This is a genomic window from Haladaptatus sp. HS23 (assembly GCF_056892285.1).
Map to the genome: position 1 here is coordinate 61,438 of NZ_JBXGLH010000010.1, position 19,484 is coordinate 80,921.

Genomic DNA, 19,484 nt, shown 5'->3' on the forward strand with positions numbered 1-19,484 from the left:
ACCAGGACGGCGCGAAATTCGGCGACGGCCTATGCTTTAATGATTGTCCGGGCGGTAGTTTTCGGCGATGCCCAAGATAACACTCGACGAGGAAACCGTCTCGCGTCTCGACAGCCTCCGGGTCGAGGACGAATCCTACGACGAAATCGTCAACGAACTCATCAACATCTACGAGGCAGAGGAGATGACGCTCTTCCACGGCGGCGACTATTCGAGCGATTGAATCAGTCGTCGGCCCGTCGAACGAGAACAGTTTCGCCCGCGCACACGCGCTGACCCTTCTTCACTTCGATGTCCGCCACGTCGAACGATTCGGGGAGGAGCACGTCCGCTCTGCTCCCGAAAGCGATGTGCCCGAGTCGTTCTCCGCGAGCCAACTCGTCGCCGGGTTCGACGTACGGGTGGATTCGCCGGGCGAACGCACCCGCGATGAGCGTCAGGTCACAGGTCGAAAGGCCGATGTGGACTTTCTCGTTGTTGTCCGACTCCTTGCTGAACGCGGGGCGGTGGGTTCCCGGTTCGTGTTCGACCGATTCGACGTGTCCAGAGAGCGGCGCGCGGTTGACGTGGACGTCCGTCACGTTCATGAACACGCCGACGCGAACGCGGTCTCCTTCCTCCCGTATCACCGAGACGCGCCCGTCGGCGGGTGAGAGGACACCCGCGGAGGGCGGGGAACGCTCCGGGTCGCGGAAGAACAGGAGGATAGCACCGCCCGTCGCAAGTGCTGCGAGCGTGGCGAGCGGCGAGAGCAGTCCGAGCGGGCCGGCGAGCAAGAACGGCGGCGCGGCGTATCGCCACGCGCCGGGTGCGACCTCCATCACTCCTGAACCGCGGCCCTGACGCGCGCCCACTTTCCGTTCGATTCGAGGCGCGTTTGGAGTTCGTCGGCGTATCGCTGTGCCAGCCCTTCGGCCGCCGCCAGTCGCTCCTCGTCGACGCCGCTTCCGCCACCGCCGCCCAGTCCGAGCGCGTCCTTGACCGAGCTGAAGACACTTCGTCCTTCCTTTTTCGACGACTTTCCGGCCATCGAGTTCATCTGCGACTGGATGTTCTCCATCTCGGGCATCACCTGTCGAACCTTGCTCGTATCGGCGACGAGTTTCGCGCGCTCGTCGTCGTCGGGATGTTCGATGTCGAACTCGACCGCGGTCATCACCAGACCCCATTCCTGCCGGGAGAACTGGGAATCGGCGACTTCCTGTGCGAACTCCCTATCGACCGCCATCCTGTCCCCCACTATCATGTCCGTCCACCGTTGTCCACTCATAGGTGACTGTGCTATGGCACGAGACTTGGTAGTTTCGTCTCCGAAAACGGTGTGGAAAATCGAGGGGGACGGTACAGCGGCGGGTGTGGAGGCCGAAAACAGCCCGGTAGGGGGTTCCTACGCTCGGAAAGCCGACGCGTAATCACTGCTTTCCGAGAGGAACGGTATCGAATCAAAAACCGGGGGTCGGACCCCGCGCGTGTCAGTTAGTACGGATAGCGCGCGTGGTTGCCACAGTCGCAGGTAATGACGACGTGGCCGTCCTGCAGTCGGACGCGGGCGTTCTTTCCGGTGCGGAGATAGGCGTCACAGGCATCGCACGTAAATCGCTTGAACTGGTGGGGAAGCGAGAGGCGATGTCGCTCGGCGATTCGCCTTGCGAGGCGGACGTACTCCCGCGCTCTGTCGTCGTTACACTCCGCGGTGGCGTCCCGTGCAAGTACTTCGAGACGCTCTATTCGCTCTTGAGCTACTGTCATTCGGAATGGGGGGGTGGGGGGTTTCCGGGGCGAGACAGGACAAGGATAGAAATCGTTCCTGTATTGCCCCATGCGAGTCATGCTCGCACGGGAACAAATACTTTGCGGTCGTTCAATGAGTCCTTTCCGAAAGGAGTAATTGGGCGCTATGCAATCTCCCGCGCAGTGCGCGTACTCAACTATCTCGAACTCGAATCTCGTTTGGCCCGAAGCGGCATCGGAACCTCCACGAAGCAGCAACGCAAGGCGTTAGCGGAAACCGACGTCGACGTCATCACCTCTCCGTGGGCGGGGAAAACTCCGATTCATGCGCTCGCTTCCCGGACAGTAGGAGGTCGTTTCTTCGCCGACTTCGACGTGGCACACTGCAACGTCATCGGGCCGGGTTCGGTCGCCGTCGCGCGCCACGCGAACCGAAACGACGTTCCGCTCGTCCTCCACTCGCACGTCACGAGCGAGGACTTCGCGGAGAGCTTCCGCGGGTCGAGTCTTGTCTCACGTCCCCTCGGACGCTATCTGAAGTGGTTCTACTCGCAGGCAGACCTCGTGTTGTGTCCCAGCGAGTACACGAAATCCGTCCTCGAACGCTACCCAGTCGACGCGCCAATTCATCCCATTTCGAACGGCGTGGACGCGGAGTCGCTAGACGGGTTCGAATCCCTCCGCGAGGAGTACCGCACGCGCTATGATTTGGACGGCATGGTCGTCTTCGCCTTGGGTAACGTCTTCGAGCGGAAGGGTCTCACGACGTTCTGCCGGGTCGCCGAGCGGACCGACTTCGACTTCGCGTGGTTCGGGACGGTGGACGACGGCCCGCACGCCAGTTCGACGGTCAAGAAGTGGACCGAGAACCCGCCGGACAACGTGACGTTTTCCGGGTGGGTGGAGGACAAGCGCGGCGCGTTCGCGGCGGGCGACGTGTTTTGCTTCCCGGCGAAGGTGGAAAATCAGGGCATCGTCGTCCTCGAAGCCATGGCGTGCGGCAAAGCCGTCGTGCTTCGGGATATCCCCGTGTTCGACGAGTTCTTCACGCACGGCGTGGACTGCCTGAAGTGCGAAACGGAAGACGAGTTCCGACGCGCGCTCGAACTGCTCCACCGCGACTCCGAACTCCGGGAGCGATTGGGGGAGAACGGTCGAAAGACGGCGAGCGAACACAGCCTCGAACGCGTCGGGGAACGACTTGTCGAGGAGTATTCAAAACTCGTCTGAAGTCATAAGCACTTAACTTCCCGTCCTCGAATGGCCGAACAATGAGCCGATGGGTCGCCGCCTTCACGGATACATATTTACCGACCATCAACGGCGTCACCTACACGATTCGAACGTGGCGCGATTTCTGGGAGAAGACCGGTAGCCGAATGGACGTGGTGTACCCCCAATCGGACGAGTACACGCCGGAGCAGGGCGAACACCCCATCGGAAGCCTGCCGTTCCCGTTCTACGACGGCTATCGACTCGGGACGCCTCGGGTTCCGAAGGCCGTCCTCGACGCCGAAATCGTCCATTCACACACGCCGTTCGCCATCGGCCTCGGCGGTCTTCGACTCGCGCGAAAGCACGACCGGCCGTTCGTGACCTCGTATCACACGCCGACCGGGGAGTACGCGGACTATCTCGTCTCGAACGACTCGGTCGCGGACTACGTGGAACGGGCGGCGGGTGCGTACGAACGCTGGTTCTTCGGGCAGTCGGACGCCGTGCTGACGCCGAGCGAGGCGACCAGGAAACACGTCGTCGAAACCGTCGGCGTCGATGCGCCCGTTCACGTCGTCCCGAACGGCATCGACGTCGAGCGGTTTCACCCGGTCGAAACGGGGGCGTTCGTCCGGAAGTACGACCTCGACGTTGGCCGGCCGCTCATCGGCTACACCGGCCGCCACGGGTTCGAAAAGCGCCTCTCGGAGGTCATCTCGGCCGCTGACGGCATGGACGTGACCGTCGTCTTCGGCGGCGACGGCCCCGCCCGAAAGACGCTCGAAAAACAGGCCCGCGACCACGACGTGGACGTCCGTTTCCTCGGCTTCCTCGACCGGGACGAGATGGCTTCCTTCTACTCCACCCTCGACGTGTTCGCGTTCCCCAGTCCCGTCGAAACGCAGGGACTCGTCGCGCTGGAAGCGAACGCCTGCGGCACTCCCGTCGTCGGTGCGAACGCCGGAGCGCTGTCGAACACCATCGTCGACGGGGAAACCGGCTATCACTTCGAGAGTGGTGACATCGAAGACATTCGGGCATCGATTCGTCACGCGCTCGCGGAGCGGGAGCGTCTCCGGGAATCGTGTCTCGCCCGCAGAAACGAAATCAGCGTCGAACGGGCGGTCGAAGGGTTGGAGCGGGTGTACGAACGCGTCGTTTAGAGTTCGACGCGCTCGACGATGTGGTCGCTCCCTTCGCGGACGTTCAGGGCGACGATTCGGATGTCGTCTTCCAGTCCCGAACCGTGAAGTTTCGCCTTGAGCAGGTTGTCGACCTGATACACGCCCGCCGCGTTCAGCATCTCTATTTCGACGAGGACCGGGACGGTGTCGCCCTGTCGCAGGCTGACCTTCTTGATAGCTTGACTGGAAACCGTATTGATTCCGCGACCACCCTTCTCGTAGGGGATGCGCGAGCGACCGTGTTCCATGTCGAGCGCGTCCGAGACGCGAATGACGCCCGCTTCGGCCGTCAGCGGGTCCTCCTCGGTGTGGTGACAGAGGATGGCGTGGAGGATTTCGCCCTTCATCCGAACCGTGTTTTCGACGTCGTAGAAGTTCGGCAGTACCCGGTCGAGGATGTCCGCCGCGAGCGGAATCGAGTAGTAAGAGTGGTCGTCGCGGTGGACGATGTGACCGATGTCGTGGAGCGTCGCGGCGAAGGCGACGATGACGCTCTCGTCCGCCTCGTCCAGCCCTTCATCCGCCGCACCGTTGAACTCCACGCCGCCGCGTTTCAGCAGGTCGTAGAGGAGAAGCGCGCGGTTTCGAACGATTTCGATGTGTTTTCGCCCGTGGTCGTTGTACCCCTTTCGAGTAACCGCGTTGACGTTTTGGGCGTCCAGATACGCTTGAATCTCCTCGTCGTTGTCGATGAATTCGAGTACCTCGTTCAGCTTTTCGTCGGGGAAGGCGTGGTCAGCGTCCGGGTCGTATGCACGCCGCCCGTTCTCCGTTTGAGCTTCCATTTCCGCATCTTCCATGGTCCGATTTCACGTTCTGAGGGGAAAAGCTCTCGGGGAAGGCGGGGTGTAAGGTGAGCTTATACGAAAGCGGGTCGGAAAGCGAGCCTGAGAAGAGCAAAAAGCCTATAGTTGGCAATGGGTAAGAAACTGGTAGAGGATGTTCGAAATGATACCACTATTCGGGCCGGTTCCCGGAGGGATGGAACTCGCGGTGATCCTGCTCATCGCGGTTCTCCTGTTCGGTGCAAACAAGATTCCGAAGCTCGCACGCTCCACGGGTGAGGCGATGGGCGAGTTCAAGAAAGGTCGCGAGGAAGTCGAGCAAGAGCTTCAGGAGATGCAAAGCTCGGATACTCCGAATGCCGCGCGCGAAGTCGAAAGCGAACCGACGACGACCGCCACCGAAACCGAGACCGAGACGGAAACCAAGACCGAGTCGGAATCGTAGTTGTTTTTCCTTCGAGTTATCACATATTATGCGGGGCGTGTGGCCTAGCGGATAGGGCGAGAGGTTCCTAACCTCTCGACCGCGGGTTCGAATCCCGCCACGCCCGTCTCCTTCGCTTCGCTCAGTCGACGGGCGTGGCTTACTCCCCCTCACTGCGTTCGCGGGAGTCCCGCCACGCCTTTCGTTAGCAAATGAAGTGAGCGAACTGGTCTTTCGCCGTTCGTGAATCTTCGATTCACTCACTTCCGACACGCCTTTTTCGACAGCGAGGACACTTATCGCGTTCCTCCGTGTGAAGTGTGTCGTGCTCGTTCCTTCGACGAACAGGTAGCGGCGTGATGAAAGATTTATCACGTGTCGAGGAACACCGGAAACTGCGGTAGCTTCCGACGAAGATACCGCGAAACAGCCAAGTCAGGCATGGCCGCGTTCGCCTCGAAGCGGTGATCATCCTCCGTGTCGAGGGAACGCGGTTCTCTCTCCCCCCATCGAACGAAATGGAATGAGTACAGAGAAGAGAGATGTCTCCCCTCTGTGGTGCCGAAATCACGCGACTGGAAAGCGATGGATCCAAATGTGAAAAATAACACATATATATTAATTTTAACAAGTCTTTTTAATGGATTAGTGTTTGACGATAGTCAATGGCTAGTGATGAGTCCGAAGCGCTCGGGAGTGGGGGACCCGACGACACCGGACCCAATGGAATCCGCCTCTCGGACGGACTTCCACCACGTGTCGCCGTCGGGTCGTACTCGTGGGAGGAGTTCAAAGAGGAGTTCTTCTACGAGGACGGGACGCCGCCGACGAATTGGCGGGGCAAACCGCGTCCGTTTCCGGCCGCGGAGTTCCTCGGCTTCGAACCCGACGAAACCGACGCGCGCGTCGAGACAGCAGCGAAAAACGCGGGGGCGCTCGGGGACTATTTCGAATCGTTTCTCGACTACGAGGAGACGCCCGTCGCGCTCGGACGCTACTACTGGGAGCACTTCCGCTACGAGTACTACTACGACCCCGACCGCGAGAAACCGCACGAAAAACCCCGCGACGAGGAGGGCAACGTCGTCGAGTTCGAGAAGGCCGACTGGCTCGGCTTCGAGGAGGAGGACTTGCCGGACTTGCTCACGGAAGGTGCGACAAAGGCCCGAAAACTCCTCGAAATCGAGGACGAGCGGACGCTCGACGTTCCCGAGAAACTGGACGAGGACGCCTTCTTTTCGACCGTCGAGGGGTACACGACGGTCGTCAACCGTTACGATTTGGAGAAGGCGGTTGCGCTTCCGAAGAAGAACCACTTCCGCGAGGTGGACCGTTACTGGGTGAACAAACCCTACTCGTTCGTCATCGTCTTCCACTCCGAGAAGGAAAACGAGACGAAGTACCATCTCGTGGAACCGTATCGGACGCGAATCGAAGAGGACCTTCGGGAGTTCCTGACCGGCAAACTCAGGACCTCCATCAAATATGCCAGCGACGAGGTAGCCGTGGAGGCCGACGAGGTGGCCCGCGAGGACGTCATCGAGCGCGAGGCGCTTCGCCTCCTGTCGCGCTACGACCTGTACATGCTCGACGACGACCAAATCGCCGAACTGCTCAGGGGAACGCTTTCGGGGTACGACAGCGCACGCGAAACGTGGACGCGGTACGCCGCCGAAATCGAGACGCGAACCGACGACACGCTTCGAACCGTCCGCGAGCGCGCCGAACCGTACGTTGGAAGCTTTCGAGAAAAGCGGGCGAGTGTCACCGACTCGCTCGATTCCGAGTCGAAGTCGAAATCGGACGGGAAAGCGACGTCGGATTCTGAAGAGGAATCGACGTCGGAAGCGAGTGTCACAGTCCCGGACGAACCGAACGCCGACGACGGTACCAAAGACGACGATAGCGAGTCCGAGCACGAGGACATCGAGCGAGCGAGGCGAGTGGAAAAAGCAGGGAAGACGGAAACCCCAGAAACCGAAACGGGACGCGACATTCCCGAGGAAGGACGGGATACCGACGAAGGGAACGCCGGGAGCGAAGCGGTCGAAACCGCCCCTCAACCCGTCGAATCTGAGGTCAACAGGACCGTCACAGCGACGAAGCCGCTCGAACCGTCGGACTCGGACGAACCGCCACCTACCGCCGAACGGAGTCGGGTCGAGGAGCTTCGGACGCGGTGGGAGGACCTCCTCCGCGAACGCGCCGGGGACGAGAGCCTTCGTCGGGCGGTTCGAACCCGAATCGAGGAGACCATCGAGGAACACGAGGTGGACGAAACGGGTGGCGAACTCGACGGCATCATGGCCCGGCCGGAATCCGCCCTGTTGGAAGAGGACGCGGACACGCTGACGGAGTATCAGGTCGAAAAGCTGTTGTACGTCCTGAAGCGGAACTTCATCGGCTACGAACGCAACGACGGTATCAAACACGACATCAACGTGGAGGACATCTCCTGTGACGGCTACAACTCGCCGGTATTCGTCTACCATTCGGACTACGAACAGGTCATCACGAACGTCTTCCATGAGGAGACCGAGTTGGACGATTTCGTCGTCAAACTCGCCCAACGGTCGGGAAAAGGCATCAGCAAGCGCCAACCGCAGGTCGACGCCACCTTGCCCGACGGGTCACGCGCCCAGTTGACGCTCGGGCGAGAGGTGTCCGACCACGGGACGAACTACACCATCCGCCAGTTCAAGGACGTGCCGTTCACGCCCATCGACCTCATCAACTGGAACACGTTCTCGCTGGAGGAGATGGCGTTCCTCTGGTTGGCCATCGAGAACCACCGCTCGCTCATCTTCGCCGGAGGGACGGCGTCCGGGAAGACGACGAGCCTCAACGCCGTCTCGCTGTTCATCCCGAGCAACACGAAAATCGTCTCCATCGAGGACACGCGCGAGGTGGAACTGCCACAGCGAAACTGGATCGCGAGCGTCACCCGTCCCTCGTTCTCGGACGACGACAAGGGCGACGTGGACGAGTTCGACCTGCTGGAGGCCGCGCTCCGCCAACGGCCCGACTACATCGTGATGGGCGAGATTCGTGGCGAGGAAGGGAGAACGCTCTTTCAGGTCATGTCCACGGGACACACGACCTACACGACGTTCCACGCGGACACGGTGGGCGAGGTGCTGAAGCGGTTCACCACGGAACCCATCAACGTCTCGAAGACGCTGTTCACCGCGCTCGATTTGGTGTCCGTCCAGACCCAAACGCGGGTGAAGGGGAGCAAGGTTCGCCGGACAAAGTCGCTGACGGAAATCAACCACTACGACACGGAAAACGACGAAATCAACGTCAAGGACGTGTTCCAGTGGCGCGCCGAAACGGACGAACACGAACCGCTCACCGGGTCGAACACGCTAGAGGAGATAAAGTTCGACCGCGGGTGGGACCAGTCGCGGCTGGACGAGGAACTCCTGAAACGGCGGACCATCCTCGCCTACCTCATCGACAACGGCCTGAACGAGTACACGCAGGTCGCGGCGACGATTCAGGCGTTCATCAACGACCCCGACACCATCCTCGCGTTGGTGGCGAACGACGCGCTCGAAGACAGCCTCGCCGACCTCCGCGAGATGGAGAGCGTCCTCATCGACATCGACCCGGAAAAAGAGGAGATGGTCCCGCGACCCGACCCGACCCGTGAAATGGCGGACCTGTCGGAGGACATCCTCGCCGACGCGGAGGACCGACTGTTCGACGGCTATCGGGACGTCTCCGTCTCGGAAAAGGGGCTCGCCGTCGCGCTCGCGGGGACGGCGAAACCGACGAGCGACAGCGGCACCGGCGGCCCGCGAGGCGGGAGCGAATCGAGCTTCGAGCGGGAACCCGATTTTGCCCGTGAAGTCGACGCCGAACGAGAACCCGAGAGCGTTCCCGATTCGGCGCTCGACGACGACCCGTTCGGCGGGTTCGAGGAGGCGACGGTCACGGACGACGTGGATGACGGGGACGATGAAGACGACGAGGACGAGGGGACGGCAGAATCGGAGGACGACGGATGAGCCTCGGTTCCGCGTCCGCACGAGGCGGGTCGAGCGCGTCCGCGCTCGCCGACGCCTTCTATCCGCTGTACGAGCGCCTCTTCCCCGAGAACAGCGATTTCGCCGCCGAGTTGGAAGGGAAACTCGCCGAGGCGCGGATGTCCGAGACGGCGGAGTTGTACCTCTCGCGCGGCCTCGCAATCGGGACGCTCGCCGGACTCGTCCTGTGGTTGGTCGGACTGTTTCTCGGGTATCTCCTCCTGCGGTTCGACATCGTCGGAACGGGCGTTTGGCTCGGAATGCCCGTCTCGGGACCCCTCGCCGACGTACTGAACGCGCTCAAGGTTCCCGCGCTGGTCCTCGGAACCGGCCTCGTCCTCGGCGCGGTCGGATTTTTGACCGGCTTCGGAACGGTACTCGTCATCCCGTATAGCCGTGCCGGGGAGCGAAAGCGGGAGATAAACATGCTCTTGCCGGACGCCGTCTCGTTCATGTACGCTCTCTCCATCGGTGGTCTGAATCAATTAGAGATTCTGGAGGCGATGGCGAAGGCGGACGACACCTACGGCGAGGTGTCACGCGAGTTCCAGAGCGTCGTGCAGGAGACCGAATACTTCGACATCGACTATCGAAACGCCATCAGAACGCGGGCGCTCGAAACGCCGAGCGACGAGTTGGCCCAGTTTTTCACCGACATGCTCTCGATAATCAACAGCGGCGGGAACATGACCCGGTTTTTAGACGACAAGAAGGACAAACACATGCGAACGGCCAAGCAGGAACAGGAGTTGACGCTCGAAACCCTCGAACTGTTCGGCGAGATGTACATGACGCTCTCGCTGTTTCCCCTGCTCCTCATCATCATCCTCGTCATCATGAGCATGCTCGGAAAGGCACAGGAGATACTGCTCTACGGGACGGTGTACGCCCTGATTCCGCTCATCGGCGTCGGCTTCCTGGTCCTCGTCTCGACCGTGAAACAGGACGAAGTGGGTGACGGCTACCTCGACTCCGGTGAGGGGACGAACCGCCTCGAAACCGTCTCCGGGTCCGGCCTCCTCCACCTCGGCCTCGTCGAGGAGTTCGTCGGCGAGTTTTCCGTCTTCGACCGAATCAAAAGCCGAGAGGGAACTCACACCACCCTCGAATTGCTGAAACGACCGCACGTCTTCTTCCGCGACAACCCGCTGTACGTCCTCGGCATCACGGTTCCGACCTCGGTGGTGCTCGTCGCCAGCGCGGTGTGGACGGGGGCCGTGGCGTCGTCGTTCGACGGCCTTCGGGCGAACCCCACGTGGACGACGTTCGTCTACGTCTATATTCCGCTGTACGTGAACGGGTTTCCGCTCGCCGTCTTCCGCGAGTGGAACGTCCGCTCGCGTCACAAAGTGATTCGGAAGCTTTCGGACGACCTTCGCAAACTGTCCAGCGCGAACGACACGGGCTTGACGCTGCTCGAATCCGTGAAAACCGTCGCCGAGACCTCATCGGGGAAGCTCGCCGACGAGTTCGACCGGATGCACGCGAAGGTCGAGTACGGCATGAGTATGAAGGCGGCGCTCATCGAATTCAACAACCGGTATCACATCCCTCGACTCGCCCGGACGGTGAAGCTCATCAGCAAGGCACAGGAGGCGTCGAGCCAGATTACGGCCGTTCTGACCACGGCGGCACAGACGAGCGAGAATCAGGACGACATCACGCGGGAGCGTCGGTCTCGCGCCCGGATGCAGGTCGTTATCATCATGATGACGTACCTCACCCTCCTCGCCGTGATGGCGATTCTGAAGATGCAGTTCCTCGACGTGATGGCGAACCTCTCGGCGAGCGCGAGCGGAAACGGGGGGGGGCCGCCGGTGCGTCGGGCGTGGGTTCGTCCGGCCCGAGTTTCGGCGGCGGCGTCGATACCGAGACGCTCTCGATGCTCTTTTTCCACGCCGTGACGATTCAGGCCATCCTCTCGGGATTCATCAGCGGCTACATCCGCGACGCGGACCTCCTGTCCGGCGTCAAGTTCGCCGTCGTGTTGGCGACGACGGCGCTCGGCGTGTGGATGGTGGTCGGCTGACCATGGACGACAGAGGCCAGACGCTGAACGATTACGTCCTCGGCATCAGCGTGTTCCTGTTGACGGTGGCGTTCGTCGTCGCGTTTCTGCCGAGCATCTTCACCCCGTTCAACGCGCCGATAGACGATTCGACCACCGCTCGCGCGAGTCGGGGCGCGACGTTCATCGTCACCGACCTCTCCGTCGACGGGCAACCGAACGTGTTGGATTGGAACCGAACCGGCGGGTTCTTCGAGCAAAACGAGACGGAACTCCGTCGGGTGTTCGGATTCCCGCGGACGACGGACGTCAACGTCACGCTCGTCGATGCGGAAACCGGAATCGTCAATCGATCAGCAGGCGACGCGCCGGGCGACCATCCGACCGCCGCGACGGGTCGCATCGTCCGAATCGGAGCGGAGACCTACCGACTGACGGTGAGAGTATGGTAGACGACAGGGGGCAGGCGTACACGCTGGAGGGGTTCGTCGGCGCACTGGTCGTGCTGACCGCCTTGCTGTTCGTCTTCCAGTCCATCGTGTTGACGCCGACGACGGCGGGGACGGTGGACCAAGACGTGAAAGCACAACTCCGCGTCCAAGCGAACGACGCGCTCAGGACCGTCGATAGCGACGGGACACTGGAAAACCTCACCCGCTACTGGAACGCGAGCGGCGGGTTCGCCTACACAAACGACAGCGAAGTGGGATACGGATCGGAACCGCCCTGCGCGCCCGCCCGGTCCCCGGTGGGCGTGTGCGACTCGCTCGGCGAAACCCTCCACGACGCGTTCACGGTTCGCGGCTACACGTACAACCTGTACGTGAGCTACCAACTGGCGGGCGACCCGACGGAAGTCGCCACGGAGCGCGTCGTCTACCGCGGCGTCCCGTCTGCGAACGCGGTGACGGCGACGCACACCGTCGTTCTGTACGACGACGACCGGTTGACCGCGCCGGACGACGGCGGGAACGCGACGCTCGAATCGCTCGGGTCGGACGGGTTCTACGCGCCCGACGTCACCGACGGCGTCGTCTACAACGTCCTGGAGGTGCGGTTGGTCGTATGGTAGGCGGGAGCGAACGCCGACGCCTGCGCGGCGACGACCGGGGACAACTCATCCTCGTCGGTGCTGTGGTCATCGCAATCGCGTTAGTCGGCGTCGTCGTCGTCCTCAACAGCGTCCTCTACACGGAGAACGTCGCCAATCGGGAACCGATTTCGTCGACGCGCGACGCGCGGGACGCACACGCCCTCGTACGGGACGACATCGGTTCGCTCGTTCGACGGGTCGACTACGTGGAGCGATACGACTCGCCGAACGCGGTTCGAACCGCGGTTAGCGGGAACGTCGCGGAGTTCGGGACGCTCATCGGACTCTGACTCTCCCGGCGCGCACCCACCTCGTTGAACCTCACCGTCATCAACGAAACGGTCGGAACGGGTATCGAACAGAGCTCCGGCGGGAACTTCACGAGTGCGACCAATGCGAGCAACTGGACCGTCGCGCAGAACGCGGACGTTCGACGGTACGTCGCCGCGGTGAACCGGTCGTCGCTTTCGACAGACGCCAACACCTCCTTCGCGGTGACGACCACCGACGGGTCCGCGAACTGGACGCTTTCGCTCCACCGGAACGGGAGCGACGTCGTCGTGCGAACGAACGGGTCCTCGATTCCGACGGCGAGTTGTGCGGTCACCGCGGACCGGGTTCGCATCGACTTCCGCAACGGGACCGCGTCGGGGTGTTCGTTCACGTTCGCGGACGGCGTCGGCGACGGTTACGACGTGGCGTACCGGAACGGCGCGAACGCGAGCGGAAACTACTCCGTCCTCCTCAACGGAACAGACGCGACGATTCCGTCGGCGTCGGTCCACACGGACTCCGCCGCGTCGCCGTACCGAACGTACGTCGTGTACGACGTCTCGGTTCGGCTGACCTACGCGACGCCGGAACTGACCTACCGAACGCTCCTTCGAACCGTCCTCTACGAACCATGATTCCCACGCGACTCGCGGCCGACGACCGGGCGGTTTCGACCACCATCACGTACGCCCTGACGATGGCGATTACGGCGGTGCTCCTCGGCGGACTCATCACCGCCGCCGGGGGACTGGTGGAGAACCAGCGAACGCAAGCAGCACGGAACGAACTCGGCGTCGTCGGCGAGCGGATGGCGAGCGAGTTGACGAGCGTGGATACCCTCGTACGGGCCGGGGAGAACCCCACGGTTCGACTGCGGGCGACCCATCGGCGACAGGTCGCGGGCAGATACTACTCGGTCGAACTCGTGACCGGCGGCCCACCGTGCCACGGTCAACAGTGTCTCGTCCTCTCCACGAACGACGTGAGGGTGACGGTCCCGTTCGCCACGGAAACGCCGGTTCGGAGGGGGAACGTGTCCGGCGGCACCGTCGTCATCGAATACGACACCGCGAACGGAACGCTCGGGGTGACGGACCCGTGACGTTCGACGAGAGAGGGGTGAGCGAAGTGCTCGGCTTCATCTTCATCTTCGCCATCATCGTGGCGTCCGTCGGTATCCTCTACGTCAGCGGCGTCGGGTCGTTGACCGACGCCCGCAACGCGGAGCAGTCGCGCAACGCCCAGCGGGCGTTTTCGGCGCTGGCGACGACGTTCGACGACCTTCAACGTGGCCGCACTCCCGCCCGCGCCGGAGAGGTTCGCCTGTCCGGTGGGACGCTTTCGATGGAACAGGGGACGGAACTCCGACTCGTCGTCGACCGGACGAGTCCGTCCGCGGTCGAGTTCAACCGAACTCTGTCACGCGGTGCGCTCGTCTACACCCACGACGGCGACGTCGTAGCGTATGAAGCGGGGGCCGTTTTCGCTCGAAGCGACGGCGGAAGCTTCACCATTCGCCCGCCGGCGTTCGCCTGCGGGCCCGACCGGGCGTTCGTCTCCTCGGTTTCGGTCGAACAAGGGGGAGGTTCCTCCGCGGTCAGCACGCAGGGTTCGGTTCTTCTCGTCGGACGGACCGAATCGACGGAACTCGTCTTTCCGACGGATGCGACCCCGCAGGACGGTGTACGGGCCACGACGGTCAGGCTGAACGTCGAGTCGTCACCCAACGGTGCCGCGTGGCGTCGCTACTTCGAAGCCAACGGATGGTCGAAAAACGGGACGTGGTACGAGTGTCACACCCGGCGAGCGGTCGTCCGTGAGACGACCGTCGTGTTCGCCATACGGACCTGACCTCACGATGCCCGCTCTATCGTGACCTGATTCATCGTCACGTGGACGCGGAAGTCCTCCGGTTCCCCGACGCTTCCCTCCTCGTGAATCGAGATGAGGACGACCGCGTCGTTGTAGTCGGGGTCGCCGCTTCCGCATTTCCCCGTCCCGATGTCGTCGGTGGTCGCGTCGGCACAGGAGAGTTCGTACACCAACACGAACTCGTTCGGGTCGAGGTCGAGGTAGCCGGTGTCGTCGATTCGGTCGCCGAGCATCTGGGACATGTTCCGCTGTTCGGGATTCGCGGAGCCGTACCCCGGCACCTCCATCCCGTCGGCGAGGAGTACGACGTTCCCCTCGTTCGTTCCTGTCCCGTCGGCCTCGACGACGATGTTGGTCATCAGCGACCCTTCGTAGTCGGTCCGGTAGGATTCCCAGACGTAATCGTACTGCTCTCCGCCGGACTCGTACTGGTTGAGTCGTTTCGTCGCCGACGAACCCCAATCGACGGAGCCGATACCGTACGCGGTTCCCTCCACGCTGATGACGTCGCCCGCGCTCACGTTCTCGGAGAAGTGATAGCCCTCGCCGTGGGTCGGGTCGTTGATGTCGTGTCTGATGACGTCCGTCGGGCCGACACCGTCGCCCCACGGTTCGTAAGTGTCGTCGCCGATGTTGATGCGCATGTTGATGGCGGCGTTTCGTTTCGTCCCGTGGACCTCCCACTCGTCGGTCGTGTCGTTGTACGCCCATTCTAAATCGCTCCCCGAGGATATCTCGGTCCCGAGTACGTCCACGCTGACGGAAGCGTTCCGTTGGGCGCTGACGCTGTTGTCGTCGCTCTGGGCCGTCGAACCGCTCAGGATGACGGTCAGCGACGCGGTTTCGTTGCCGTCGTCCACCGTCACCGTCCCGCCGTCGACGTGCGTCCTGAAGAAGTCGGCCCACGCCCGGTAGTAGTCGCTCTCGACGGTGAGCGTCGCGTTGTCCGGCGGGGAGCACCGCGGTGCGTCGAACGCCTCACGGAACTCCTCGCTGTCGGCACGGGAGGCCGTGACGTTTTTCGTCGCCCGGAGTCGCTCGACGGGGCCACTCGCGGACCCGGTGACGTTCACCAACTGGAAACTGAAGGTGCCGTTTCGGTACTGCATGTCCGGCGGCGATACCATGACGCTCCCGTCATCGGTTCGCTTCCAGACGCCACCCGCCTGATACGCCACCACGTCGCCGTCCTCGCCGCGATACTCGATGGCACCGAATTCGATACGCTTGCGACACGCCGCGTTCGACCCGTTCACGAGCGAGATGGTCATCGCCCCGTCGTGTGTGACCTCGACGTTGCCATTCTGACCGCTGAAATCGAGGACGTGTTCGTCGTTCGTCCCGAACGCGACCTGACTCAATCTGGCGTCCACCTCCCGCATCGCGTGTTCCGCGTTCTGTACCTCCACCGCCCCACGAATCTCGTGGACAGCGGACGAACCGATGAGGAGGACGCCCACGACGGAAACCGTCACTAAACCGATCATCAAAACGACACCGATGAGCGGCGATTGCCCGCGGCGGTCTTCCCGAAGAATGTTCGGTTTCCGACGTGTCATAGTTCCGATTTCCATCTCGAAACCGCATAAATCTATGGCAAAAAGTCAATAGAAACGAATGGTCGGAAATCGAACCGGACGTTCGGGTGGTTCGGGCCTGTAAGCGTGTGTTTATCGGAAGTCGGCGATTCGCTCGTTGTGATAGCGGAGAAATTCGCTCCCGACGGTGTGACCCTCCCGAACTGTCAGGGTGCCAGTTATCGAATCGTCGTAGGCGTGATGCAGTTCGTGCGTGGTCGTGTTCGGCGTCATGGGTGCCACTCCCGATTTGCACCGTCTACCATCGGGACGCGATCAGCTGTTCTGCTTCACCGTTCCGGGAAAATGTCCGGAAGAAAGTACGTGAGGAGAAAGTTGATGTTCAGCGAATAGGTACGTCGGGTATGGTCCTCGAAAACGGTTGGACGGTGTACGACAAATTGGCCGGCGCGTTCGCGCTCGTCCTCATGACCGGCTACTATCTCACGCCGGTTCAGAGTGCGGTCGTAGCGACGCTCGACGTCGTTCTCAGTCCGCTGGCCACGCTCGTTCCCGTCTCGATATTCCTGTTCGGGTTGGCCGGTGCGACCGGATTGTACTCGACGACGCTTCAACTCCTCCTGCAAGACTCCGATGCAATGGAGCGATTACAGGAGCGGATGAAAACCCTGCAGGGGCAACTGCAATCGCCGCCGGACGACGATGCGGACGCCATTGGAGACGACCAGCGTGAACTGATGCAGTCGTGGATGACGATGCTGAAACTGCAGTTCCGCCCGATGGTGTGGAGCATGCTGCTCACGATACCGGTGTTCCTGTGGATTCGCTGGGCGATGGTGAACCCCGCGGCGGCGACGATTCCGGTCGCGCTCTCGCTCCCCGTCGTCGGGCACGTTGCACTGACCGCCACCCTCGTCGGCCCGGTGAAAATCTGGCTCGTCTGGTACCTCGGCGGGTCGATTTCGTTCAGTTTCGTCTCGCGGCGCGTGCTCTCTCGCGTCCTCGCGTGACCGTGTGGAAAACGAAAAAGAACGAAAATCCGGAGTCCTCCACTCACACCGGGTAGAACGCCTACGTCGGCATGATGACCGCACGACCCTCTATTTCGCCGTGCTCGAGCTTTTCCGCGACGGAGTTGATGTCGTCGAGGTCGTACCTCGTCGTGTGAAGCGTCACGTCGCCGCGCTCGACGAGTTTCACGAGTTCCTGTAGCTCCGTGTAGCGGCCCACCAGCGTTCCGCGGTAGGCGAACTCGCCGTCCACGAGCGACTGGGAGGGTTCGTGGACGTGGCCGCCGTAGCCGACGATATGGTGGTCGCCGCCGGGCGCGACGATGTCCGGGGCGTAGCCCGTCGTCTCGTCCGCGCCCACGAAGTCGATGACCTGTTCGGCACCCGCGCCGTCCGTGATGTCCGTTATCGTGTCCGGGACGTTCTCCGAACTTGGGTCCACCGTGTGGTGTGCGCCGAGGCCGTCGGCCAAGTCGCGGGCGTCCGCCTTCACGTCGAGGGCGGTGATTTCGGCGGCGCTCATCGCGTCTAAACACTGGAGGCCGATGTGTCCTAATCCGCCGACGCCGATGACGACGGCGTGGTCGCCGGGGTTGAGTTCGCGGGTGGCCTTCTTGACCGCGTGATAGGCCGTGATTCCGGCGTCGGCGTGCGGTGCGATATCGACTGGGTCCACCCCGTCGGGAAGGGGAATTACCGCACGCTCGTTGGTGAGCAGATATTCGGCGAACCCGCCGTCGGTCGTCAGGCCGGGAAACTGGACGTTCTCGCAGTACATGTCCTCCCCGAGGCGACACTGGCGACACTGCCCGCAGGTCATCACCGGATGGCAGATGACCGTGTCGCCCTCCTCGACGGTGTGGACTTCGCTTCCGACCTCGACCACTTCCCCGGCGTTCTCGTGGCCGAGCGTCATCGGCAGTTCCTGCTCCACGTAATCCGTCCACATCCCTTCGATGACGTGGTTGTCCGTCTGGCACCACCCCGCCCCCCGAACCTTCACGACGACGTGGTTCGACCGACTCGCTTCCGGCCGGTCCACTTCGTCGATTTGCAGGGCGTCTTCCATCTCCTCCGTGTACTCGTGCAGGCGTGCGGCTTCCATGGCGCGTAGAATAACCGCCGAATTACGCATAAACATTCGTGTACTAACCAGTTCGGATATGATTTCCGCACCACATATAACATGATTGTAAATGAAGATTATGTGCTAGTAGCCCGTTACTTTGGGCGGTATGTACCGTGGAACCGGAGACGGTCGATGGGAGAACGAGGAGGACGTGTTCGTCATCGACTCACACCTTCACTTCTGGGACGCGAGCGAGGAGAACATCATTCACGAGGGCGGCGAGCAGTTCATCCGCTGCTTTTACGACTACCACACCGGGTTCACACCGGCGGAACGCGAGTGGACGTTGGAGGAGTATCGCAAGTATTCACAGGAGCGCATGATAGAGGACCTGTTCGGCAACGGTGCCGTGGACATGGGTATCTTCCAGCCGACTCACTTGGAGGAGTTCTACGACGAGGGCTTCAACACGGTGGATACGAACGCCGACTTCGCGTCCGACCACGAGAACCGATTCATCGTCAACGGTCGCTTCGACCCACGCGAAGGCGAGGAGGGGTTGCGGGAACTCGAACGCCAGAAGGAGGAGTTCGACATCCAAGGCGTGAAACTCTACACGGCCGAGTGGCTCGACGACTCGAAGGGGTGGCGGCTCGATAGCGAGGAAGCGTTCGAGTATCTGGAGAAGTGTGCCGAACTCGGCATCGAGAACATCCATCCACACAAGGGACCGACGATTCGGCCGCTGAACAAGGACGCCTTCGACGTGAAGGACGTGGACGACGCCGCCACGTCGTTCCCGGACCTGAACTTCGTCGTGGAACACGTCGGCCTGCCCCGACTGGACGACTTCTGTTGGCTGGCCGCGCAGGAACCGAACGTGTACGGCGGCCTCGCGGTGGCCGCGCCGATGGCACAGAACCGCCCGCGGAAGTTCGGGGAAATCATGGGTGAACTCCTCTACTGGCTTGGCGAGGACCGCCTACTGTTCGGGAGCGACTACGCGCTGTGGAACCCCGACTGGTTGGTCGAGACGGTGATGAACGCCGAACTGACCGAGGAACAAAAAGAGGAGTACGGCGTCGAGTTGACGCCGGAAGTCATGCGCAAAATCATGGGCGAGAACGCCGCCCAGTTGTACGATATCGACATCGAGGAGAAAAAGCGACAGTTCCGCGAGGACGCCATCACCGAACAGTTCGGGTTGGAAACGCACTACGAAACGACGGACTCCACGACGGCCGACTGACC

General features: G+C 62.1%; 21 protein-coding genes, 1 tRNA gene and 1 pseudogene. 16 read left to right on the forward strand and 7 right to left on the reverse strand.

The features are described 5' to 3' along the window. Positions 1-67 precede the first annotated feature (67 nt). Positions 68-223 carry a DUF7557 family protein gene (locus tag AC1XDK_RS22595; protein ID WP_231182888.1) on the forward strand — a complete coding sequence of 52 codons (156 nt, stop codon included), beginning with the start codon at positions 68-70 and terminating at the stop codon, positions 221-223. A 1-nt stretch (position 224) separates the two neighbouring features. On the opposite strand, the gene AC1XDK_RS22600 is transcribed toward AC1XDK_RS22595, so the two are convergent. Continuing rightward, positions 225-821: a protein sorting system archaetidylserine decarboxylase gene (locus tag AC1XDK_RS22600; RefSeq protein WP_483352234.1), complete on the reverse strand. Its 597-nt coding sequence runs from the start codon at positions 819-821 to the stop codon at positions 225-227. After that, entirely contained in the window at positions 821-1,270 is a 450-nt protein-coding gene (locus AC1XDK_RS22605) for a DUF5799 family protein (RefSeq protein WP_483352235.1), read from the reverse strand. The genes AC1XDK_RS22600 and AC1XDK_RS22605 overlap by 1 nt, the downstream gene beginning before the upstream one ends. Positions 1,271-1,283: 13 nt before the next feature. On the opposite strand from AC1XDK_RS22605, the gene AC1XDK_RS22610 reads away from it, so the two are divergent. Continuing rightward, positions 1,284-1,412 (forward strand): hypothetical protein, encoded by a 129-nt coding sequence (locus AC1XDK_RS22610; RefSeq protein WP_483352236.1) that lies wholly within the window; start codon positions 1,284-1,286, stop codon positions 1,410-1,412. Between the two features lie 64 nt (positions 1,413-1,476). Here AC1XDK_RS22610 and AC1XDK_RS22615 read toward each other — a convergent pair whose 3' ends face one another. Continuing rightward, positions 1,477-1,749, reverse strand: a complete 273-nt coding sequence (locus AC1XDK_RS22615) for a ribonuclease P protein component 4 (protein WP_483352237.1) — start codon at positions 1,747-1,749, stop codon at positions 1,477-1,479. 165 nt (positions 1,750-1,914) lie between these two features. Between AC1XDK_RS22615 and AC1XDK_RS22620 the strand changes: the two genes are divergently transcribed. Next, on the forward strand, positions 1,915-2,961 hold the full coding sequence (locus AC1XDK_RS22620; RefSeq protein WP_483352238.1) for a glycosyltransferase family 4 protein: 1,047 nt from the start codon (positions 1,915-1,917) through the stop codon (positions 2,959-2,961). 41 nt (positions 2,962-3,002) lie between these two features. Beyond that, a complete protein-coding gene (locus tag AC1XDK_RS22625; protein WP_483352239.1) occupies positions 3,003-4,109 on the forward strand; it encodes a glycosyltransferase in 1,107 nt (368 codons plus the stop codon). On the opposite strand, the gene AC1XDK_RS22630 is transcribed toward AC1XDK_RS22625, so the two are convergent. After that, complete coding sequence (locus AC1XDK_RS22630; protein ID WP_483352240.1) at positions 4,106-4,930, reverse strand: HD domain-containing protein; 825 nt, start codon at positions 4,928-4,930, stop codon at positions 4,106-4,108. The two genes, AC1XDK_RS22625 and AC1XDK_RS22630, sit on opposite strands and share 4 nt — an antisense overlap. Positions 4,931-5,069: 139 nt before the next feature. Between AC1XDK_RS22630 and AC1XDK_RS22635 the strand changes: the two genes are divergently transcribed. The 10 genes and pseudogenes from AC1XDK_RS22635 (at position 5,070) to AC1XDK_RS22680 (ending at position 14,595) form a co-directional block, all read left to right on the forward strand. After that, a complete protein-coding gene (locus tag AC1XDK_RS22635; protein WP_483352241.1) occupies positions 5,070-5,360 on the forward strand; it encodes a twin-arginine translocase TatA/TatE family subunit in 291 nt (96 codons plus the stop codon). Positions 5,361-5,393: 33 nt separating this feature from the next. After that, a tRNA-Arg gene (locus tag AC1XDK_RS22640) sits at positions 5,394-5,466 on the forward strand. 538 nt (positions 5,467-6,004) lie between these two features. Beyond that, entirely contained in the window at positions 6,005-9,352 is a 3,348-nt protein-coding gene (locus tag AC1XDK_RS22645) for a type II/IV secretion system ATPase subunit (RefSeq protein ID WP_483352243.1), read from the forward strand. Continuing rightward, positions 9,349-11,399: pseudogene (locus AC1XDK_RS22650) on the forward strand (type II secretion system F family protein). Before AC1XDK_RS22645 ends, AC1XDK_RS22650 begins: the two are co-directional and overlap by 4 nt. A gap of 2 nt (positions 11,400-11,401) precedes the next feature. Beyond that, a complete protein-coding gene (locus AC1XDK_RS22655) occupies positions 11,402-11,830 on the forward strand; it encodes a DUF7287 family protein (protein WP_483352244.1) in 429 nt (142 codons plus the stop codon). Beyond that, the gene (locus AC1XDK_RS22660; protein ID WP_483352245.1) at positions 11,824-12,450 is read left to right on the forward strand and encodes a DUF7288 family protein; all 627 of its coding nucleotides are present in this window, start codon (positions 11,824-11,826) and stop codon (positions 12,448-12,450) included. Before AC1XDK_RS22655 ends, AC1XDK_RS22660 begins: the two co-directional genes overlap by 7 nt. Next, positions 12,444-12,761, forward strand: coding sequence for a DUF7261 family protein (locus tag AC1XDK_RS22665; protein ID WP_483352246.1), 318 nt, complete (start codon positions 12,444-12,446; stop codon positions 12,759-12,761). The genes AC1XDK_RS22660 and AC1XDK_RS22665 overlap by 7 nt, the downstream gene beginning before the upstream one ends. A 24-nt stretch (positions 12,762-12,785) precedes the next feature. Then, positions 12,786-13,379 carry a hypothetical protein gene (locus tag AC1XDK_RS22670; protein WP_483352247.1) on the forward strand — a complete coding sequence of 198 codons (594 nt, stop codon included), beginning with the start codon at positions 12,786-12,788 and terminating at the stop codon, positions 13,377-13,379. Beyond that, positions 13,376-13,846, forward strand: coding sequence for a DUF7266 family protein (locus AC1XDK_RS22675; RefSeq protein ID WP_483352248.1), 471 nt, complete (start codon positions 13,376-13,378; stop codon positions 13,844-13,846). The genes AC1XDK_RS22670 and AC1XDK_RS22675 overlap by 4 nt, the downstream gene beginning before the upstream one ends. Further along, positions 13,843-14,595, forward strand: a complete 753-nt coding sequence (locus AC1XDK_RS22680) for a DUF7289 family protein (protein ID WP_483352249.1) — start codon at positions 13,843-13,845, stop codon at positions 14,593-14,595. Before AC1XDK_RS22675 ends, AC1XDK_RS22680 begins: the two co-directional genes overlap by 4 nt. Before the next feature lie 2 nt (positions 14,596-14,597). On the opposite strand, the gene AC1XDK_RS22685 is transcribed toward AC1XDK_RS22680, so the two are convergent. Together AC1XDK_RS22685 and AC1XDK_RS22690 are read right to left on the reverse strand one after the other, a co-directional pair. Then, on the reverse strand, positions 14,598-16,175 hold the full coding sequence (locus tag AC1XDK_RS22685; RefSeq protein ID WP_483352250.1) for a DUF7289 family protein: 1,578 nt from the start codon (positions 16,173-16,175) through the stop codon (positions 14,598-14,600). A gap of 111 nt (positions 16,176-16,286) precedes the next feature. Then, a complete protein-coding gene (locus tag AC1XDK_RS22690) occupies positions 16,287-16,427 on the reverse strand; it encodes a hypothetical protein (protein ID WP_483352251.1) in 141 nt (46 codons plus the stop codon). A 131-nt stretch (positions 16,428-16,558) separates the two neighbouring features. Here AC1XDK_RS22690 and AC1XDK_RS22695 point away from each other — a divergent pair, with 131 nt between their 5' ends. Continuing rightward, positions 16,559-17,164, forward strand: a complete 606-nt coding sequence (locus AC1XDK_RS22695; RefSeq protein WP_483352252.1) for a DUF106 domain-containing protein — start codon at positions 16,559-16,561, stop codon at positions 17,162-17,164. Positions 17,165-17,225: 61 nt separating this feature from the next. Here AC1XDK_RS22695 and AC1XDK_RS22700 read toward each other — a convergent pair whose 3' ends face one another. Next, positions 17,226-18,269, reverse strand: a complete 1,044-nt coding sequence (locus AC1XDK_RS22700; RefSeq protein WP_483352253.1) for an NAD(P)-dependent alcohol dehydrogenase — start codon at positions 18,267-18,269, stop codon at positions 17,226-17,228. Between the two features lie 130 nt (positions 18,270-18,399). Here AC1XDK_RS22700 and AC1XDK_RS22705 point away from each other — a divergent pair, with 130 nt between their 5' ends. After that, positions 18,400-19,482: an amidohydrolase family protein gene (locus AC1XDK_RS22705; protein WP_483352254.1), complete on the forward strand. Its 1,083-nt coding sequence runs from the start codon at positions 18,400-18,402 to the stop codon at positions 19,480-19,482. The last annotated feature ends 2 nt before the right edge of the window (positions 19,483-19,484 follow it).

Excerpts from the sequence above, each read along its gene's own strand:
- AC1XDK_RS22605 (WP_483352235.1), bottom strand. The coding sequence starts at position 1,270 with ATGAGTGGACAACGGTGGACGGACATGATAGTGGGGGACAGGATGGCG.
- AC1XDK_RS22695 (WP_483352252.1), top strand. The coding sequence starts at position 16,559 with ATGGTCCTCGAAAACGGTTGGACGGTGTACGACAAATTGGCCGGCGCG.
- AC1XDK_RS22595 (WP_231182888.1), top strand. The coding sequence starts at position 68 with ATGCCCAAGATAACACTCGACGAGGAAACCGTCTCGCGTCTCGACAGC.
- AC1XDK_RS22655 (WP_483352244.1), top strand. The coding sequence starts at position 11,402 with ATGGACGACAGAGGCCAGACGCTGAACGATTACGTCCTCGGCATCAGC.
- AC1XDK_RS22665 (WP_483352246.1), top strand. The coding sequence starts at position 12,444 with ATGGTAGGCGGGAGCGAACGCCGACGCCTGCGCGGCGACGACCGGGGA.
- AC1XDK_RS22610 (WP_483352236.1), top strand. The coding sequence starts at position 1,284 with ATGGCACGAGACTTGGTAGTTTCGTCTCCGAAAACGGTGTGGAAAATC.
- AC1XDK_RS22705 (WP_483352254.1), top strand. The coding sequence starts at position 18,400 with ATGTACCGTGGAACCGGAGACGGTCGATGGGAGAACGAGGAGGACGTG.
- AC1XDK_RS22700 (WP_483352253.1), bottom strand. The coding sequence starts at position 18,269 with ATGGAAGCCGCACGCCTGCACGAGTACACGGAGGAGATGGAAGACGCC.
- AC1XDK_RS22600 (WP_483352234.1), bottom strand. The coding sequence starts at position 821 with ATGGAGGTCGCACCCGGCGCGTGGCGATACGCCGCGCCGCCGTTCTTG.
- AC1XDK_RS22630 (WP_483352240.1), bottom strand. The coding sequence starts at position 4,930 with ATGGAAGATGCGGAAATGGAAGCTCAAACGGAGAACGGGCGGCGTGCA.
- AC1XDK_RS22675 (WP_483352248.1), top strand. The coding sequence starts at position 13,376 with ATGATTCCCACGCGACTCGCGGCCGACGACCGGGCGGTTTCGACCACC.
- AC1XDK_RS22625 (WP_483352239.1), top strand. The coding sequence starts at position 3,003 with ATGAGCCGATGGGTCGCCGCCTTCACGGATACATATTTACCGACCATC.
- AC1XDK_RS22690 (WP_483352251.1), bottom strand. The coding sequence starts at position 16,427 with ATGACGCCGAACACGACCACGCACGAACTGCATCACGCCTACGACGAT.
- AC1XDK_RS22685 (WP_483352250.1), bottom strand. The coding sequence starts at position 16,175 with ATGACACGTCGGAAACCGAACATTCTTCGGGAAGACCGCCGCGGGCAA.
- AC1XDK_RS22615 (WP_483352237.1), bottom strand. The coding sequence starts at position 1,749 with ATGACAGTAGCTCAAGAGCGAATAGAGCGTCTCGAAGTACTTGCACGG.
- AC1XDK_RS22645 (WP_483352243.1), top strand. The coding sequence starts at position 6,005 with ATGGCTAGTGATGAGTCCGAAGCGCTCGGGAGTGGGGGACCCGACGAC.
- AC1XDK_RS22660 (WP_483352245.1), top strand. The coding sequence starts at position 11,824 with ATGGTAGACGACAGGGGGCAGGCGTACACGCTGGAGGGGTTCGTCGGC.
- AC1XDK_RS22635 (WP_483352241.1), top strand. The coding sequence starts at position 5,070 with ATGTTCGAAATGATACCACTATTCGGGCCGGTTCCCGGAGGGATGGAA.